This is a genomic window from Alkalihalophilus pseudofirmus OF4 (assembly GCF_000005825.2).
Taxonomy (GTDB): Bacteria; Bacillota; Bacilli; order Bacillales; family Bacillaceae_D; genus Alkalihalophilus; species Alkalihalophilus pseudofirmus.
Map to the genome: position 1 here is coordinate 451,559 of NC_013791.2, position 17,411 is coordinate 468,969.

Here is a 17,411-nt window from a genome sequence, read left to right on the forward strand (position 1 = left end):
TGCTTCTAAGCACAATTATATCCTTCTCTGCAATAATTGCGCCGCTTCGCTACACAGCTTCGCCTCAGCACTCAGTCTCAATACAGCATCCCCGCTCACCACACAAAACGCCTCACCAAGCCGGTGAGGCGTTTCTTTTATTCTACGTTGGCGATTCGCTCTAAAATATCTCCGTATTGTTCTTCATATTTTTCATATACAGGCTGAACCTGCTCGCGGAAGGCGTCTAGGTCTAGTTCTTCTGCTGAAATAATTTCAACCCCGTTATCTAGCAATTGCTGCTTCTGTTCTTCTTCGAGAGTTTGCGAGATCTCTCTTTGAGTTGCAGCGAATTCTTTTCCAAGAGTAACCAAGGTTTCTTGAATGTCTGCTGGTAAAGACTCGTATAAGTCATCATTCATTAACAATGTAGCGGAAGCATAGTAAAGTCCTGCTTCTGTAAAGTGCTCAACTTGCTCATAGACATTTGTACTTGAGATGACACCGTATGAGAAGTCAGATCCATCAATAACACCTTGCTGAAGGCCGCCGTACACTTCCGGAAAGGCCATTGGTGTCGCATTCGTTCCTAGCGCACTATATGTATCTAGTAATAGGTCGCTTTCAATTGTACGCATTTTTAAGCCTTTTAAATCATCAGGCGTTTTGACAGGCTGCTGGTTATTCGCAATATGGCGCTGTCCGTTTTCCCAGAACGAAATTCCTTTTAGGCCGGCATTGCTCATTGTATCTAATAATTCCTGGCCAATGTCGCTATCTAATGTTTGGTATGCATGATCAAGGTCTCTAAATAAAAATGGAAATTCAATAGCTGTTACTTCTGGAACAAAGTTTGTGACAACGCCTGTCGTGATAAGACTCATATCCAAGTTTGCCAGTTGAACCCCTTCTAATAGTTCACGTTCACCGCCTAGAGCGCCGTTGCCGAAAATTTCAAATTGTACACGGCCGTCCGTTGCTTCTTCTACAGCCTCAGCGTAAGCGTCAAAGCCTAATGCGTATGCTTCCTCAGGCGGTGCGATATGACCGACCTTCAAGGTAATCACCTCATCTGATGCAGGCGCCTCGGCCGCTTCCGCTTCTGATGAGACGTCATCTGAGCCCCCGCAGGCTGTTAACCATAGTAAACAAGCAGTTGTTGATGCGATTGATAAGATTTTTCTCTTTTTCATCTTCTCTCCCCCCACTGAATCTTTAGTGCTTAAAAGCGTTGAATTAATGATGTAATGCCTATTATAAACCATGTCAGATCATTTTACACTAATTTTTCGAATTTTTTGTATATTAATTGTGAAATGACCATTTTATTTCGGTAAGCAAAATATTTGAAATAAAGATATAAACCTCCTATGATAGAACAAACGTTGTAGATGATTAGAGGAGGTACTAGAAATGAACAACCAATATACTTCTATTTTCAAGGATTACACATTTAAACGTGGGGTGACATTGAAAAACAGAGTGATGATGGCACCGATGACTAATTTTGCGTCTGATGAAGAAGGTAAGGTGACAGATGAGGAGCTTGCCTATTACAAAGTTCGTTCCGGTGGAGTAGGGGCGGTTATTACAGCCGTTGCATATGTTACTCGAGACGGAAAAGGGTTTCAAAATGAAATAAGTGCCGATTCAGATGAGATGATTCCTAGCCTGAAGCGATTGGCAGATACGATTAAGGGAGAGGGAGCAAAAGCGATTTTGCAAATTTTTCATGCAGGTAGAATGGCTCCAAAAGAAGAACTAGTCGAAGATCGTCCGGTTAGTGCAAGTGAAGTAGCAGCTCTAAGGCCAGGTTCAATTACTCCAAGAGAGCTTACAGAAAGAGAGATTAAGAACATTATTGAGGCATTCGGCGCAGCTGCAAGACGTGCGATTGAAGCTGGGTTTGATGGTGTGGAGATCCATGGTGCTAATACGTATCTTATCCAACAATTCTTCTCGCCGCATTCTAACCGCCGCACAGATAAATGGGGAGGCACTTTAGAAAAGCGCATGACCTTTCCTCTTGCTGTCATTGATAAAGTAAAAGAGGCGGTCAATGCATATGCAAGTAACCCGTTTATTGTCGGATATCGAATTTCACCTGAAGAAATTGAAAATCCAGGGATTACAATGGAGGATACCTTGTCCTTTGTAGATGTTCTATGAGAGCAGGACCTCGATTACCTGCATGTCTCCGTCCAAGACTTCTGGCAAGGATCTATTAGAGATGATCAAGATAAAGAGTCAAGAGTTACGATGATCCAAGATCGTGTAGGGAATAAGGTTCCAATCATTGGCGTAGGATCGCTTCATACGCCGGATGATGTGAAAAAAGCATTGGATACAGGTGTTCCTTTTGTTAGCTTAGGAAGAGAACTCATTATGGAACCGAAATGGATTGAAAAAGTTCAGGCAGGGCAAGAGTCTGATATCGCTACGACATTATCAAGAAAAGACCAAGAAACATTAGTCATTCCAGATGTATTATGGAGTGCTATCACGAATACACCGGGCTGGTTCCCAGTTGAAGATTAAAATGTAATGGTTTGATCCGCATAGTCTTTTTATGCGGATCTTTTTTGTGCCTTTATGGCTGTTTCGAAAATAGGCATTAACCATTGGGAGATTACCTACATATGTTGCATTAAAAGGGTTGGGGAGGGTGATTGAGTGAAAGGAACAATTCGGAACTACTATGCAGGGGGAAATACAGCCAAAGGGTTTTACAGTCTGTATGATTCAGCCATTGATGGATTAGATCGTTTATTTATTTTAAAGGGCGGTCCGGGTACCGGTAAATCAACATTAATGAAGGCAATCGGCCAAGAGATGGTTGATCAAGGGATGGATATTGAATTCCTCCACTGCTCGTCGGATACGAATTCAATTGATGGAATTATTGTTCCCGCTTATAAAATTGGAATTGTGGATGGAACGGCTCCGCATGTCATTGAACCAAAGGCCCCAGGTGTCATAGAGGAATATGTAAACTTAGGAGTGGCTTGGGATACTGAGAAATTAATGCCGCATAAAGAGGAGATTTTAGCCCTTACGAAGAAAATCTCTCATGCTTTTCACACTGCGTATGATACGTTTAGTGAAGCGCTGAGTGCTCATGATGACATTGAAGACATTTATATAAGTAATATGGACTTTGCGAAAGCAGATCAATTGGCGGAGGAGCTGATTGATTTATTTTACGGAGATCTGACGCTAGAGAAAACGGCTTGTGTGAAGCACCGGTTTTTAGGGGCAGCAACACCAGTAGGAGCCGTTGATCATATTCAAAATTTAACCGCAGATATCACTGACCGCTACTTTATTAAAGGTCGTGCCGGATCTGGGAAATCGACTATGCTGAAGAAGATTGCAAAAGCGGGAGAGGATAAAGGCTTTGATGTAGAGGTCTATCACTGCGGCTTTGATCCTAACAGCCTTGATATGGTAATCATTAGAGAGAAGGGCATTGCTATCTTTGACAGCACGGCCCCTCATGAATATTTCCCTGAACGGTCAGGTGATCATATCGTTGATGTGTATGAGCGTTGTATCACACCGGGAACGGATGAGAAATTTGCTGATGACATTGCCCGTACCACTAAATCGTATAAAGACAAAATGAAAGAAGCGATCACTTATTTAGCTGATGCAAAAGTGTTAAGAGATCAACTCGAGGCCATTTATATACAGGCAATGGACTTTAGTAAAGTTGATCAAATAAAAGAAGAGCTGTTACACCAATTCAATCAACATATATCTAAATAATGAGCAGGACTGGGATATAACTAGTGGTTTACTAAGAATAAAAATGAAGCTCTATTTAGCGGATTTACTATAGACTGTGGGAGTTAAAGAAAGTCACTTGAAAAGTATCTCCCTACAGTAGTTGTCGCTTTCCGCTACAGGGACTCGCTTTCCGCGGGCGGTCCGGAAGCCTCCTCGTCGCACGCTCCTGTGGGGTCTTCCATGGACACGCACATCCCGCAGGAGTCGAGTCCCTTCCGCTTCAATCAACGGAGCAAATAGGTAGTTAAGTATCTCCCTCATTGAAAGCTGGTCGTCAATGACTTGGCTTTTAGTAAAGTTGTTTAATTTATGTTTCGATTGGTAAATCATCTAGTAAATCCATTACAAAACACATAACCTAGCGGATGAAATATATGTAGACTTCTGCAGGGAGTAGAGCAGGAGTGAGATCCCACAGGGCAAAAGCCCGAGGAAGCTCACTAGCTCCCCGCGAAAAGCGAAATATATTTCAGGAGCGGCGAGCTTACACCCCACCCATATTTATTAATTTTTCAGTTCGTTATTAAATAAGTTTAAAAAACTATTTCCCAGCCGTTTTTTCGTCTTAATTAAACGTTTGTTTAACGAGATAAATTCGGTTTCTAACTATGGTAAGATTTGTATAAACTTTAGTAGAAGAGGAAAACTCATGTATGATCCAACAATATTTGAAAATCTTAAAGTAGCAATAGAAAATACGGTTTATGACTTAGATAATATCGATCAACTAATTGAGGTCAGCGGCAGAAAAGATTTAATGGATATGGCTGTTATGTCAAGGATGCTTGAGCTGTCTTTTCATTTAAAAAACCAGACCCAAGTAGAAGCAACGATTCACTTAGATGCAGCTATAGAAGATTTAGCGGCAGAAATCCTAGAAGAAGAGGATCAGCAGATAGGCTGCGTGTTGAGAGTTTCATTTCAGCTAATGGTTAAAGATCCTGACATAAAGTGCATGATGATTAATGAACTGCTTAAAGATATATGGCAGCCTGAATTAGCTATTTCTCAAAAGGTCGCCTGCCACTATCCATGTGAAGAAGGGCAAGCATATGAGAACACGGTTACTATTCTTTTTCCTCGAAAAATTAATGAAGACCAGATGGAGCAGCTGCCAGAATTTATAGAGCATATCTTAATCAGCCTTGAGAGATTAAATGATCTAGATTAAAGAGGAGGAAAGAGAGTGATCACGACGGCAATAGAGCGTATAAAAACAGCTGAATATGCTTTTAATGATCCAAAGTTTGATCTGCAGTCGGAGGTCAACACCTACCTTGATTATTACGGGCTCCCACGGGGTATGGCTGATCATACATATGGCTATCTCGACATTAAAGGAGAAAAGATTTTTCTCCAATCCTTTAGTCCAGAAGAGCCGATTGCTGACGTGCTCGTTGTCCATGGATATTTCGATCATACTGGTTCTATGAGTCATTTAATCCATTCCCTTTTAAAAGCCCGGTGCAGAGTATGGAGCTATGATTTGACCGGTCATGGGTTGTCTTCCGGGACAAGAGCAGCGATTGATGACTTTTCGGATTATCTCGCTGTCTTTAAAGAAGTGAGCAGGTATGTGACAACAGGTTCTTTGCCTTCCTATGTTATTGCACATAGCACAGGGGCTGCTGTTGTTATGGATTACCTTTTACATCATTCTTCTCCATATAAAAAAGCGATTCTGCTCGCACCACTAGTGCGTTCCTATGGATGGAAGCTCTCGGTGCTAGGCCGTATGATATCACCTGCCTTTTTTCAAACGGCTAAGCGAGTGTACCGTAAAAACACTTCTCTCGCTGGATTTCAAAAGAAAGTCATTGATGATCCACTTCAGCATGGACGTCTCTCTTTAAGGTGGGTAGATGCTTTAATTTCGTGGAATAAAAAAATACATGTAAAAGGTCCGTGCAAGGAGAAGCTGTTAATCATTCAAGGCGATCTAGACCGGACGGTAGATTGGAAATATAACTGTCGTTTTATCAATTATAAATTTCCAAGTGCAAATATCATTTTAGTTAATGGGGCGGATCATCAATTGATGAATGAAACAATCGAGGTGCGAGAGCTGGTCTTTTATTTAATTAATAACTATATAGGGAGCAATAAAGACCATTAGTAAGGGCCTTCCGTATGCGGACAGGCTTTTTTCTTGTTTTTAAAAATCATAATCAGGGGATAATGTAATGGTTCATCCTCTATTTGCTTTTATATTGTCTAACAATTATAATAATTTTAATGATTAAAAGTGGAATATATGTTCCGAATAATGGAATGAGGAGGGGAGATATGAGAAACGAACAGATTTTTATTCAACCGCTAAGTGATACATCGATTATTATTACGTTTGGAAATGAAATTGATGAGAAGATTCACCTGCAGGTACAATCGTTAAGCAAGTACCTTGAACAAAATCCTTTTAAAGGGTTTGTGGAATATGTTTCTGCTTTTACAAGTGTGACTGTTTTTTATGATCCGCTAGAAGTTCTAGAAGGAAGTAACAATGAGCACTCGCCTTATCAAATCGTACACCAAACCATTACTAGTGCACTGGGAAAACTGCAGACAGAGGTTGGTCATTCTTCAAGAACGATCGACATTCCTGTTTGTTATGGAGGCGAGTTTGGTGAGGATTTAGAAGTTGTAGCTGATCATAATAATTTGACTACAGATCAAGTCATTGAGCTTCACTCTAGTGGTGATTATCTCGTTTATATGATTGGATTTGCACCAGGATTCCCTTATTTAGGAGGGATGTCAAAGTCTATTGCTACTCCAAGAAGGTCAAATCCGAGAACATCTATTCCAAAGGGGTCTGTCGGTATTGCTGGAGAACAGACAGGAGTTTACTCTCTAGACACACCTGGCGGCTGGCAGATTATCGGGAAAACTCCGCTCGATCTGTTTCGTCCTGAAGATGATACGCCTAGTTTGCTGCAACCGGGAGATAGAGTTCAATTTAAACCGATAACGGAAGCAGAATATCACAAGTACAAGGAGAAGATTACATGAGTATAAAAGTACTTCGCCCTGGACTGCTCACCACTCTACAAGATCTAGGAAGAGTTGGATATCAGAAATATGGTGTCATCGTCAGTGGGGCGATGGATCCCTATTCCTTGCGTATCGCCAATCTATTAGTTGGTAACCGAGAAGATACAGCGTGCCTGGAGATGACGATGCAAGGAGCGACACTTGAAGTAGAACAAGATACACTGATGGCCATTACAGGCGGGCAGTTAACACCAAGCATCGGGAATTACCAGATTCCTTTATGGAGACCTGTTTTCGTTAAACGTGGAAACGTCATTCGATTTGGAAACTGTGCTAGTGGCTGCCGGACGTATGTTGCAGTGGCAGGAGGATTTGACATATTGCCTGTGATGGGAAGTCAAAGTACATACTTACGAGCCAAAATTGGCGGGCTGGATGGACGGGCGCTGCAAGAAGGCGATGTTCTGCCCGTTTCAAAAGAACTCTCTGATCACGCCAAATATTTCATGAACCTTTTTAAAGAAAAAGCCGAGAAGTCTTTTTACCTTCCAGATTGGAGGGTAAGAACGTCCGTTACTCTCCCTAATAAAGAAACAGTGATACGGGTCCTGCCTGGCACGCATTACGATACGTTTACAGAGGCGTCAAAAGAGCGTCTCTACAATGATGCGTTTCAAATCTCGCCTCAGTCTGATCGCATGGGGTACCGGCTAGATGGATCAGAGCTTGCACGGAGTGAGGCTTCTGAAGTTGTTTCTGAAGCGGTTGCGTTAGGTACGGTTCAAGTGCCTGCAGATGGAAACCCGATTATCTTACTTGCAGACCGTCAAACGACAGGCGGTTATCCGAGGATCGCGCAGGTTATTTCAGTGGATATTCCGAAACTCGCTCAAATGAAACCTGGCGATTCGATTCAGTTTAGTGAAGTGACGCTAGAGGAAGCACAACAATTATATATGGAACGGGAAAGCGAATTAAAAGAGATAAAGATGGGACTCTATGTAAAAAGGCATGAAAAAACCCCTTCTTAAAGAGGGGGCTCTTTGTAGCCAAGTTCTTTCGATATCTCATAGGATGCTTGTTTGAGTTGATCGATCATCTGTTGGATCTTATCATCGCTAAATCGCTCAGAGGGACCGGCAATGCTCAGGCCGCCAGCGATTTCGCCCTTGAAATCAAAGATAGGAGCAGCAACAGATGTGGTACCGTTCTCAAGTTCAGAGCGGCTGATTGCTATTCCTTTCTTTCGTGAGTCAGATAGAATATCACGGAGTTTTGCAGCGTCGGTTATTGTTCCATTTCCGTATGATGTTAGCTTTTGCTCTTGTAGATACGTCTCTACGTCTTCTTCTGCCATGTGAGCTAAAATGATGCGTGAGCAAGCTCCGGCATATAAAGGAGAACGTCTGCCTACTTTCGTAAACAACCTGACCGGATGGGTCGTATCAAGCTTTTCGATATAGAGGGCCTCTGATTGATCTTTTATGGTAAGGTTAACGGCTTCTCCGATTTGATCACGAAGCTCTTTCATATAAGGCAGGGCGATCTTTCTCAAATCCATTCGTTCCGTAACAAGCTGTCCGAACTCTAGAAAAAGAAGTCCTAATTTATACGAACCTGTCCCGTCTCTTTGCAGAAGGCCGGCTTCTTCTAATGAGGTAACCATTCTGTGCACAGACGTTTTCGGAAGTCCTGCTGCATCGACCATTTCATTTAAAGTAAGGGTCGGATTTGTACGGAATAAATGTAGGAGCTTCATCGATTTAATGACTGTTTTATTCGTGTTTTGCAAGAGAAACGCTCCTTTTTATGTATGAGTAGTTCCTCTTTATTGTATTAAACGTGTTCGTAGCTGTCTACATCATAGAGGTGAAGTCACTACATAAACAACAAAGGTGAAAGGGTGATACATATGAATCAAAATCCAATTGACGAACAGCAAGGAAAAATGACAGCGAAGCAGCGTTTAAGCGCCATGATGGGAGCGGCTTTCTTAATGGCCACCTCAGCGATCGGGCCCGGCTTTTTAACACAGACAGCCGTATTCACCGAGCAGCTGTTAGCTAGTTTTGCTTTTATTATTTTAGCTTCAATTATTTTAGATATTGGTGCTCAAATGAACATCTGGCGTATTATTGCTGTTTCAAAAATGCGCGGACAAGAGATCGCGAATGCCGTTCTGCCTGGCCTTGGCTACGTTGTTGCTTTTTTTATTGTGCTAGGAGGCCTTGCTTTTAATATCGGAAATGTCGCTGGGGGCGGACTTGGGGTCAATGCGTTAATGGGGCTTGACCCAAGAATCGGTGCTGTGATGACTGGTGTGATTTGTATCGTTATTTTTACGCTTAAAGAAGCGAATGTAGCGATGGATAAAATTGTTCGTTATTTAGGCGCAGTTATGATTTTACTAACTCTTTATGTGATGTTTGTAAGTAATCCTCCGTATGCAGAGGCAGCTCTCCGCACAGTGGCACCGCTTGAAATTGATTTTCTTGCGTTAATTACAGTCGTAGGAGGTACGGTTGGAGGTTATATTACTTTTGCAGGGGGACACCGTCTTCTTGAGGCAGGTATTTCTGGTAAAGAAAATATCCGCCATGTTACAAATACGGCAATTTCAGGAATTGTGGTTGCATCTATTATGCGATTTATTTTATTCCTTGCTGTCCTTGGGGTGGTTTCAGCTGGTTTTGCTTTAAATGCAGAGAACCCTACTGCTTCTGTATTCCAAATAGCTGCAGGTGAGGTTGGTTACCGTATTTTTGGTTTAGTATTATGGTTTGCTGGGATTACGTCTGTTATTGGTGCAGCTTATACATCTGTATCCTTCTTAACAACATTCCATAAAAGCATTGAGAAAAATAAAAATTATTGGACGATCGGCTTCATTGTCTTCTCAACAGCTGTCTTTGCCTTTATCGGCCGCCCTGTTACCTTGTTAATTTTAGCAGGGGCATTCAATGGTTTAATTCTTCCATTAACGTTATCATGTGTGCTTCTAGCAGCACACCGTTCACGAATTGTCGGCGATTATAAGCACCCAATTTGGATGACGATCTTTGGTGCGATCATTGTTATTTTAACAACATACTTAGGTATTCACACGTTGACTCAAATGATTCCACAACTATTCTAATGATAGAGAAGAAATGAACTTTTTTAAGGGAGTGAGAGGATGACGAGAGTAGATCTAAACTGTGATTTAGGGGAAAGTTTTGGAGCTTATAAGATAGGGCAGGATGAATTTATTTTAGATCATATCAGCTCGGCAAATGTGGCTTGCGGCTACCATGCTGGTGATCATAATGTGATGGCAGCAACAGTTAAGATGGCTAAAGAAAGAGGGGTGAGCATTGGAGCTCATCCTGGCTTTCAAGATTTAATGGGCTTTGGCAGACGGCAGATCCAAACGAGCCCAGAGGATATTTACCATTTTGTCATCTATCAAATTAATGCCTTGAAAGGTTTTTGTCACTTAAATAATGTATCAATGAAGCATGTTAAACCGCATGGTGCACTATTTAATATGGCGGCAAAGGATCCTGTGATGGCAAAGGCAATCGCACAGGCTGTTCATGATACGGATCCGTCGCTTGTGTTATTTGGCCTTTCAGGAAGCGAGCTTACAAAGGCGGGAGAAGAATTGGGATTAACGGTGGCAAACGAAGTATTCGCTGATCGTACCTATCAGCCGGATGGAGCTTTAACACCGCGCACAGAGGCGAATGCATTAATCCATGATACAAATGCAGCGGTAGAGCAGGTGCTGCAGATGGTCAAAGAAGGCACCGTTACAGCAGTTGACGGTTCTATCGTTAAGATTAAAGCAGACACGGTATGTATCCACGGAGATGGTGAGAATGCATTATCTTTTGCGCAAACCTTGCGAGAGGTTCTCACAAACGAAGGGGTTACGATCGCTCCTGTAAAATAGCACGTAAAAAAGAGAGTCCGCGGACTCTCTTTTTTGTGTTAAATGAAATAGTTAGGTGATTATTGCTTTAATTTATAAGCAGTTAACTGATGAACTTCAGTAAATCCCGCTTTTAGATAAGAATGAAGTGCAGCTTTTTGATTATTATTGACACATAGAGTAATCTCCTCGATCTCCTCGTAAGAAAATAATGCTCGTATCCCGCTTTGCAGCAATTGTGCACCGATTCCTTTTCTTCGATAAGCCTCATCAACAGCTAAAAAGTGGATATCCCCTTCCTTAAAAGAGGGGCTCGCCGTGACATAAATATAACCAACGGTCTGTCCTTTTTCTTCTGCAACTAGAAGCTGATTGGTGCTGGATTGTGTCTCCCACATCTCTTCAGCGCTGAAGTAAGTGTTAGGAAACGTTTTATCGTGCAGTGCTTTAAAAGAGGCAAAATGATGCTTAGCGGGCTTTTGATAGGCAGCACTTCTATCACCTAGATAAGCCTCATTTTTACGTACAGTCAAGATCGTATGCTGTCCAGTTTTTTTCGCACCGATATGGGTCATAAAAGGATGAGCATAATGATGAGCCTGATTGTAGAAGCCATTATAGGTTAGCGAAGGGAGTTCAGCTGTTAGCTGCTCCCACATCGCATAAGCAACTCCTTCCCAATCTTGAACAGATATGAAAGGTCCCCAAATTTCTGCTTCATTTTCATTCAGATCAATATCTAGACCTAGAAAGGCAGCCATTTCTCCATCTTCAAAAGCCGCGATGCAGCAACGTTCTAATGGCAGGTCTGAGAATTCTTGTTCCATTGTATGGGAAATTTCATCAGCAGATTCTCCACAATAGCCGACATGATGTTCCTTTAAACTATTTAATCTTGCAAGAAAAGAAGCGGCTTCCTTTCTTGCAAATTGACGGGTAAACGTAATCAACATTTATCACTCCTAGAACCTTCATCTAGTGCTTAAATCGTAGCAAATATTGGTTATAATCTGTCTATTTTTTAACAATAAAGACGGTCAAAACTCGAATTGGTGCTAAGGTCTTAACTAATGAAGGCAATTTAATCCATTTATCCCATTGGTTTATAAAATGAGCGTGCTATAGTTAAAAAGATGCTAATTATGGTGAATAAATAACGATTTCTAAAGAAGTGGAATATAAGGGAAAATCTAAAAATAAATCGTAAACTGGTTAAATGTAATAAGCGATTTTAAACAGAAACGTCTCTTTAAAAAATCTAAAGTGGGTGATGGGGGAAATGAAAGTATTAGATGTGAGTGCTCTTGATTTTGCCATTGATGAAACAAAACGCACTCTCACAAAACAAAGCGAACAGATCCAGCAAATTGAACAAGCAATAAAATCATTCACATCACTTCAAGATTCCTTTAAAGGGAGCGGGGCTGATGCTATTCGTTCGTTTTACGAAGAATGCCACCAGCCATTTTTATTGTTATTCCAAGCCGTCATTGATGAGTATTCCTCGATTCTTGATCAGATCAAAGGGGCAATGTATTCGTTTGAGCCAGCACCGAATGGTTTTATTCATCAACAATTTTTAGACGATGACTTAAACCAAGGATTAGAGCAGGCAAGAAATACAACCATGTATCTGACTGATCAAGCGAATTCGATTATGCAGCGTGTATCAGATATTCTACACCTGCCGCGTGTAAGCGATGACGATGTGCTGTTGCATATTGATCAAGCGAAAAAGCATGTGATTGAAACAAGTGAGAACATTATGCACTTCGACTATGAACAAACGAATTCCTTGCATACAGTAGAAGAAAGTTTACGAATCATGAGTCAATACCTGACAACGATCTCCAATATGTTTGCCCAGCAAGGATTTGCGATCTCATCCTTTATATCGGGTCAATTAAAGGAAGATGTTAGCTATAAAATGGTAAATGAAACGCTTCTATCGAAAACGGGTCAAAGTATAGAACAAAGTACACAAAATAAAGAAGAATCACCATCCTGGGTAGGAAGAGTGCTAGACTATTTTAATAGTGCGAACCAAACAATCGGGTTCTCTGATTTAGCTGTAGTCGGGTCACAATTTGCGATGTCGACTTCTACGATCTATTTAACGAGAAAATTAAAAGTTAAATATCTACCTGATAAAACACCGAGTATTATGCAAAGATTAAGAGGAGACTATCGTTTTTCGGTGGGTGCTCATGAGTCGTGGACGAGTAAAAGCAAGCACAGCTCGAAAACAGCAAAGTTCTTACTAGACTTCTCAAGATCCCAGCAAATAAATCCAATGGCACAAGGACTGCAGCGGTTTGCAGCAAGCTACAACAGCCCGTCGCATATGCTGAGCCATCTGGCGGGGTTCCCTAAAAACCACACAGGCTCTGTCGTAGGTTCAACTTTACAAACTACGTTCCAGTCAAGAATGACAACAGGAACGAAAGAAATTGTAAAGCAGGTTTTTGATGCAAAGGGTTTGCAGACTGTGGGGAGAAGGGTTCCGATTGTAGGGACAGCGGTTTCGTTTGTAGCTAACTTTGCAGAGTTGACTACACCTGCTAATGCTCATAGAAGCACTGAAGAAAAGCTAGGTAGGGCACTCGGCGGTATTGCAGTTGATGCCACTGCTATAGCTGGAGGGGCTAAAATTGGTGCTATGGTTGGAAGTCTGGGTGGTCCTGTAGGAGTAGTTGTAGGAGGAGCATTAGGCGGTTTAGCAGGTGGAATAGTAAGTAGCTTTGCTGGAGATAAAGCAAAAGATATTGGAGGGAATATTGGAAAAACAGTTGCAAACTCCAATGTTGTAAATTCGTTTAAATCAATAGGCGGTTGGTTCAAATAATATTGGATGGCTCTTGAGGGGTGTAATCTTTTGTTTCAAGATATTATAACGTTTTTAGATAATCTATTGCTAATGCTCATTGCCTCACATTTTGGATTTGGCCTTGGGATAATGTTTGTTGGTAAATTATTAGTCGATTATTACGAGTGGGGTATATTTGATCCTCCGGAAACTAAGTTTCAGAAGGCAACAAATATTTTTATGAGGTCAATAGTAGGTTTATGTCCTTACCTTTATAATAGATATAAAAAATATAATTGGTTAGTAGCTAAGTTGTTATATATAGTCTCTTATCTACTGTTAGGGATATTAGCATTAATTTTGTACCAAATTCTCAGCGGTTTATTAAATTTATTAGTATAAAATAAGTATATAAATATATTATGTAGTATCATCTACATATCTTTATTTATTTGATCAGTTTTAAATTAAAAAGCTTATTGATACGTAAACGATGAGCAATACCGAAGGATGTGTTATAGGCAAATGAATTTTGTAATGAAGTGTTCGACTGAGGAGCTGGCGCTGCTCGTATCGTTAACCGGATATCCGAATGTAGCAAAAGGAATTCTAGAGACAGGATTAGGGACGAAAACTCAACAAGAGTGGGATGCTGTGATGGAAGCGACAGCTCATCAATTAATGGTAAAAGACCTTTGGGTAGAAGTTGCTGAACGTAACGGGGACATTCCATTAAGTGAGGAAATGCAGATGTTTATCAAATCCTATGTTGAGTCAAATTATATGATTCGTATTCCTGATGCGCCAAATCAACATGCGGTAATGCTGCATCATATCCAAGGAGATACATGGCTGCTTCACTCAATCGACCGCGATATCATTCATGAATTTGCTTATATGACTGTAGATGAAATGCCTCAGATGATCAAAGATTATTATGCAATTAGCGAGAAGCAGCCGGACGTACAAAGAACATTTGCCCTATCTGATGAAGCGTTTGACTTACTAAGTGTGCGAGATAATGTAAAGAAGGTACAGATGCTTGCAGATCTCGCGCCTGAAGAAGAAATACACTTCCAAGCGTTTTTAACAGATCTAGATCACCATGCATGGACTCTTCATAATATCTCATTCTTTCATATTCCTTCGATTGATAAGGATCCCTTACTAGAGAACATCACGTTCTTCTTGCCGGGTAGTGAAGGGGTCTGGGTCGTAAGCTACCAAGATGGCGAAGAACTTCCTGTTCGAGTGACGCTTGAATCAACGGAAGAGTGGAATGCAATAGCAGAAGGTGTAGCCGTAGTTGCTAAACAAGTAAGTGAATAAAGATAAAAAGCATTCAACTATTTTTTAGGTGAATGCTTTCTTTTGTTTCTCCTAATACAATTTGCCATCACACCTAGATGATCATTTAATCGTTTAGTGAAAAGTAGATTCCAAGTAGGAATGCGGATCTCTTCATCCTTCTTTAAATGGAGGTTTAGCGAAAACGGTGGCTGTGCTCCAAATGAGAAGTAAGTCATGTCATGAAAATAGAAGGTTTGATCGTTGTAAATCAATTTGTGCTGATCATACCTAAAAAGAACCGTATCTTTTCTGAACAGCCAAATAGTAGTGTAGAAGATACGTATCAAAAAACGGTAGATTCCAAGTAACACTAAATATCCAAAGGTTAAGGAAATAAATAAATTAAAATCAACTACCACTAATATGTACATTATGAAACCAAATAGAGCAAGAATCGCAAATTGAAACAATAGATTTAAGACTCCCTTTATCCGGCTGTACGTCACAATTATGGTTTCACCATCATTAAGGTGAAACTGTGGTTCTTCTTGTTCTGCTTTTTTATGCTTTTCATAATCCTTTTTTCTTTCTACATAAAGCTTATACCAATCATCATCTGATAAAGTCATCTCTGAATGGTGGATATCTCTCGTGAAAATAATAATGTCCCACTTTGTAAATAGCCAAATATGAAGCAGCAGGAAGCCAATGAAGAATAAAATGTACAAGTGGAAAGAAAACGGAATAATAGAAGCAAGTGAGTTATAAGCAATCGTGATAGGAATGGTGAGTGAGAGAAAAATAGTTAATCCATGAACCACGCGTATAATTAAGCTGTCAAGAAAATTGAGCGTATAAGAAGTTAACCTCTTTAACGCTGCTGCAAATAGATAGCTAATAATAAAAATGAAAAATATATAGCCGAGAAGTGTACTTATGTCAGCTGCTTTTTCCACGAAAAATTCGCTCGCTGTGATGTAGGCGATAAATAAAATGAAGAAAGCTGACAAGAACATGCCTGCAAATAATAATATTTTCATAAATGCTTGTTTTATAATGAACGCCTCCCACCCAATTAAAAATCTACCAGAAAAAGTATTGCACCAATTACTAGCCTGGTCAAGACATGCGCACAAAAAAAGCCAAGAGGTCGACTTTTATCAAAAGCAGACCTCTTGGCTTTTTTTAGTTCTACATGATTACTTCTGTGTAGATACAACCTCTTTCTTAGCTTCCTCTAACATATTGTTAATTGATTGGATATACTCTTTTAAACTCATGATAACTCCTCCTTGTGTATGTAGTGTTTTTATATTTAGTATTTGTTTTTTGTTTTGTTACCTATATATTTGCCAGTTTCTCTTTTCTATAAACCTATCAATCTATAAATGAGTAAATAGTCTTATGAGCGGATTAGGAGAAGGTTATCTCAACGGAAGATGGTCTTATCTTTCTGGTGAAAAAGTTGGTTAAGCAAGGGGTTTTCAGGGAATCAATGAAGTATACAGGGGAGGAATAAAGATGAATCAAATAAAAGAAGATATTAAGGATTATTTAGAAAAGATCATAAAAGAAGAAAAGCAAGCAGCAAGGGACGGCAAGATCCCTGAATATATTGAAAAAGTAGACAATGAAGATCACGGAGCAGTATCTATGGCCATGATGGGACTAGATGGCAGATACGTACAAGCTGGTGATGATGAAGGGACCTTTTCAATCCAGAGTATATCTAAAATCATATCACTCGCTGTGGCTTTAATGGATCAAGGAGAAGAAGAAGTATTTAAGCATGTTGGCAAAGAGCCGACAGGAGACCCTTATCATTCACTAAGCAAGATGGAGCTGCAAGAAGACGGCGGGCCGCTGAATCCGATGGTGAACGCGGGGGCGATTGCTGTTGTCGGTCAAGTGAAAGGCAGTTCCGTTGATGAGAAATTTGGCAGGATTCTTGATCTGACACGGAAGCTTGCTGGCAACGACAAAATTGATTATAACCCCGAGATTGTAAAAGCAGAAGGACATGACCTTAATCGTGCCTTATTCTATTATAATCGCTACGGCGGATATATAAATGAGAAGCATGACCTTGAAGATGTGCTTCCTGTCTACTGGCGGATGACATCGATTGAGATGAATATTAAGGAATTATCAAGGATTGCTGCTGTCATTGCCAATTATGGCGTAGATATTGAAACGGGTGAGGAACTGATTCCAAGAGATGTTGTTAGAGTATTAAAGACATTCATGGTCACTTGCGGGATGTATGATCAATCCGGTGCGTTTGCAGTAGATGTAGGAATTCCTGCTAAAAGCGGAATCTCTGGAGGAATTATGGCAGCCATCCCAGGCAGAATGGGGATTGGTGTACTAGGTCCTGATTTAAATGAACATCGCAATAGTATTGCTGGTATACGCTTATTAAGAAATATATCAGAACGCTGGAATTTAAGTTTATTTAATCAGTAGCAAGAAGACTTGGATTAGAGTGATGGAGAGTGCATGGAAAACGATCTGATAAATAATGTAAAGCAAGGCGACATTCATCAAATGGGTGTCGTCTTGTTTAGTTTTAAATTGCTTTTTTAGAATACAACTCTAGTATGTTAGAGTTGAATCGCCGCTCCTGAACTATGCTTCGCTTTC

At 40.5% G+C, this 17,411-nt stretch carries 15 protein-coding genes and 1 pseudogene; 12 read left to right on the forward strand and 4 right to left on the reverse strand.

The window, feature by feature from the left end; all coding sequences use genetic code 11:
* Positions 1 to 137: 137 nt before the first annotated feature.
* A complete protein-coding gene (gene dctP / locus BPOF4_RS02315) occupies positions 138 to 1,172 on the reverse strand; it encodes a TRAP transporter substrate-binding protein DctP (protein WP_012957447.1) in 1,035 nt (344 codons plus the stop codon).
* A 220-nt stretch (positions 1,173 to 1,392) separates the two neighbouring features.
* On the opposite strand from dctP, the pseudogene BPOF4_RS02320 reads away from it, so the two are divergent.
* From BPOF4_RS02320 to BPOF4_RS02345, 6 genes and pseudogenes are all read left to right on the forward strand, one after another.
* Positions 1,393 to 2,517 (forward strand): annotated as a pseudogene (locus BPOF4_RS02320) (NADH-dependent flavin oxidoreductase).
* A 135-nt stretch (positions 2,518 to 2,652) separates the two neighbouring features.
* Positions 2,653 to 3,747 (forward strand): PRK06851 family protein, encoded by a 1,095-nt coding sequence (locus BPOF4_RS02325; RefSeq protein WP_012957448.1) that lies wholly within the window; start codon positions 2,653 to 2,655, stop codon positions 3,745 to 3,747.
* Between the two features lie 670 nt (positions 3,748 to 4,417).
* Entirely contained in the window at positions 4,418 to 4,939 is a 522-nt protein-coding gene (locus BPOF4_RS02330; protein WP_012957449.1) for a hypothetical protein, read from the forward strand.
* A gap of 15 nt (positions 4,940 to 4,954) precedes the next feature.
* Positions 4,955 to 5,884, forward strand: a complete 930-nt coding sequence (locus BPOF4_RS02335) for an alpha/beta hydrolase (RefSeq protein ID WP_012957450.1) — start codon at positions 4,955 to 4,957, stop codon at positions 5,882 to 5,884.
* A 170-nt stretch (positions 5,885 to 6,054) separates the two neighbouring features.
* Complete coding sequence (pxpB, locus tag BPOF4_RS02340; RefSeq protein WP_012957451.1) at positions 6,055 to 6,777, forward strand: 5-oxoprolinase subunit PxpB; 723 nt, start codon at positions 6,055 to 6,057, stop codon at positions 6,775 to 6,777.
* Positions 6,774 to 7,790: a 5-oxoprolinase subunit C family protein gene (locus BPOF4_RS02345; protein WP_012957452.1), complete on the forward strand. Its 1,017-nt coding sequence runs from the start codon at positions 6,774 to 6,776 to the stop codon at positions 7,788 to 7,790. Before pxpB ends, BPOF4_RS02345 begins: the two co-directional genes overlap by 4 nt.
* On the opposite strand, the gene BPOF4_RS02350 is transcribed toward BPOF4_RS02345, so the two are convergent.
* Complete coding sequence (locus BPOF4_RS02350; protein ID WP_012957453.1) at positions 7,787 to 8,551, reverse strand: IclR family transcriptional regulator; 765 nt, start codon at positions 8,549 to 8,551, stop codon at positions 7,787 to 7,789. The genes BPOF4_RS02345 and BPOF4_RS02350 overlap by 4 nt on opposite strands.
* Before the next feature lie 120 nt (positions 8,552 to 8,671).
* Here BPOF4_RS02350 and BPOF4_RS02355 point away from each other — a divergent pair, with 120 nt between their 5' ends.
* Positions 8,672 to 9,895, forward strand: a complete 1,224-nt coding sequence (locus tag BPOF4_RS02355) for an NRAMP family divalent metal transporter (protein WP_012957454.1) — start codon at positions 8,672 to 8,674, stop codon at positions 9,893 to 9,895.
* A 39-nt stretch (positions 9,896 to 9,934) separates the two neighbouring features.
* Positions 9,935 to 10,693, forward strand: a complete 759-nt coding sequence (locus BPOF4_RS02360) for a 5-oxoprolinase subunit PxpA (protein WP_012957455.1) — start codon at positions 9,935 to 9,937, stop codon at positions 10,691 to 10,693.
* 59 nt (positions 10,694 to 10,752) lie between these two features.
* Here BPOF4_RS02360 and BPOF4_RS02365 read toward each other — a convergent pair whose 3' ends face one another.
* Positions 10,753 to 11,625, reverse strand: coding sequence for a GNAT family N-acetyltransferase (locus BPOF4_RS02365; protein WP_041822208.1), 873 nt, complete (start codon positions 11,623 to 11,625; stop codon positions 10,753 to 10,755).
* Positions 11,626 to 11,951: 326 nt separating this feature from the next.
* Between BPOF4_RS02365 and BPOF4_RS21070 the strand changes: the two genes are divergently transcribed.
* From BPOF4_RS21070 to BPOF4_RS02380, 3 genes are all read left to right on the forward strand, one after another.
* Positions 11,952 to 13,517, forward strand: a complete 1,566-nt coding sequence (locus BPOF4_RS21070) for an LXG domain-containing protein (protein WP_012957457.1) — start codon at positions 11,952 to 11,954, stop codon at positions 13,515 to 13,517.
* A gap of 30 nt (positions 13,518 to 13,547) precedes the next feature.
* The gene (locus BPOF4_RS02375) at positions 13,548 to 13,880 is read left to right on the forward strand and encodes a hypothetical protein (RefSeq protein WP_012957458.1); all 333 of its coding nucleotides are present in this window, start codon (positions 13,548 to 13,550) and stop codon (positions 13,878 to 13,880) included.
* A gap of 123 nt (positions 13,881 to 14,003) precedes the next feature.
* The gene (locus BPOF4_RS02380; protein ID WP_012957459.1) at positions 14,004 to 14,807 is read left to right on the forward strand and encodes a hypothetical protein; all 804 of its coding nucleotides are present in this window, start codon (positions 14,004 to 14,006) and stop codon (positions 14,805 to 14,807) included.
* A gap of 17 nt (positions 14,808 to 14,824) precedes the next feature.
* Here the strand turns inward: BPOF4_RS02380 and BPOF4_RS02385 are convergent, their stop codons facing one another.
* Positions 14,825 to 15,808: a hypothetical protein gene (locus BPOF4_RS02385; RefSeq protein WP_012957460.1), complete on the reverse strand. Its 984-nt coding sequence runs from the start codon at positions 15,806 to 15,808 to the stop codon at positions 14,825 to 14,827.
* Between the two features lie 481 nt (positions 15,809 to 16,289).
* On the opposite strand from BPOF4_RS02385, the gene glsA reads away from it, so the two are divergent.
* Positions 16,290 to 17,234 carry a glutaminase A gene (gene glsA / locus BPOF4_RS02390; protein WP_012957461.1) on the forward strand — a complete coding sequence of 315 codons (945 nt, stop codon included), beginning with the start codon at positions 16,290 to 16,292 and terminating at the stop codon, positions 17,232 to 17,234.
* The last annotated feature ends 177 nt before the right edge of the window (positions 17,235 to 17,411 follow it).